This is a genomic window from Streptomyces sp. NPDC058469, from assembly GCF_042721125.1.
Lineage (GTDB): Bacteria > Actinomycetota > Actinomycetes > Streptomycetales > Streptomycetaceae > Streptomyces.
Window position 1 is genome coordinate 1 of the sequence record NZ_JBHXME010000364.1, and the last position, 1,258, is coordinate 1,258.

Consider the following 1,258-nt stretch of genomic DNA (forward strand, 5'->3'; position numbering starts at 1 on the left):
CACCGAGGGAATCCCTCGGTGACCGCCGCCGTCTGTCGTCTGTCTCAGACCTCCGCCGGGACCTGCGGGCGCAGCAGGACCGGCAACCGGGTCGTACGCGGCTTGGCCGGGACCTCCGCGACGGCCCGGGGCAGCGCCTGGTCCACACCGTGCACCACGGACAGGTGACGGTCCGCCCGGCTGAACGCCGTGTACACCCAGGGCCGGCTGAGCGCCTGCGCCGCGTCCCCGGGCAGCACCACGACCACCGCGGGCCACCGCACCCCCACGACCTGGTGCGCGGTCAGCGCCCACCCGTGCCGCACGGACTGCTCGACCCGCTCCTTCGGTACGACGACCAGGCCGTCGGGGCAGTCCAGATGCAGCCCCCTGGCGTCGGCCATCAGCACCCGGCCGGAGACCGTACGGCCCGGGGCGGGGGAGTACGCGATCCGGTCGCCGGGGTCGAAGCCGCCGAAGCGGCCGGGGCCGGGGTTGAGCCGCTCCTTCAGCGCCACGTTGAGGGCACGGGTGCCGGCCGCGCCGCCGTGGCCCGGTGTGATCACCACCGTCTGCTCGGCCGGGACGCCGATCACCCGCGGCACCGAGTCGGCGACGAGCTGCACGGTCCGGTGCACGGCCTCACCGGCGTCGCGCACCGGCACGATCACGACCTCCTTGCCGGGGGCCTCCACCTGGTTCAGCTCGCCGATGCCGATGCCCGAGACCAGTTCGCCCACGGGACCGAGGTCCGGGCGCCGCGAGACGACCTGGGGGCAGGCCTTCGACGCGAGCAGATCGGCGAAGACCCGCCCGGGCCCCGCCGACCACAACACCGCCGGGTCCCCGGCGAGCACCAGCCGAGCCCCGTCCGGCAACGACTCACTGAGCAACGCCGCCGTCTCGACGTCCAGTTGAGGCGCGTCGAGCACGACGAGGAGATCCAGATCGAGGGCACCGTCCGCGTCCCGCCCGGGACCCTCGGCACCGGACAGGAGCCCGGCGACGGTGGCGGCGCGGGGGCCGTCGGTCGATCCGGGGCCGTCCGACGCGCGCCGCTCCGACTCCGCCCCGTAGTTCCCCGCCTCGGCCGATGGGCTCGTCGCCTGCGACATGAGGCCGTCCGACGCGCCGCTCTCCGGCCCGGCCCCAGGGCCTTCCGGCGCTCGGCTCCCGGGCCCGCCGGCGAGGCTGTCCGGCGTGAGGCCCTCCCGCGCCGAGCCGCCCGGTGCCGAGTGCTCCGGCGCGCCGGACCCGGCACCACTTGGCGCAGCGGACG

Annotated in this window: 1 protein-coding gene; it reads right to left on the reverse strand. The window is 76.2% G+C overall.

Going from position 1 to position 1,258, the window contains the following annotated elements:
• Positions 1 to 44: 44 nt before the first annotated feature.
• Positions 45 to 1,258: ATP-binding domain-containing protein (locus tag ACFWP5_RS52480; protein WP_384174566.1), on the reverse strand; the 1,214-nt coding region annotated here is incomplete at its 5' end.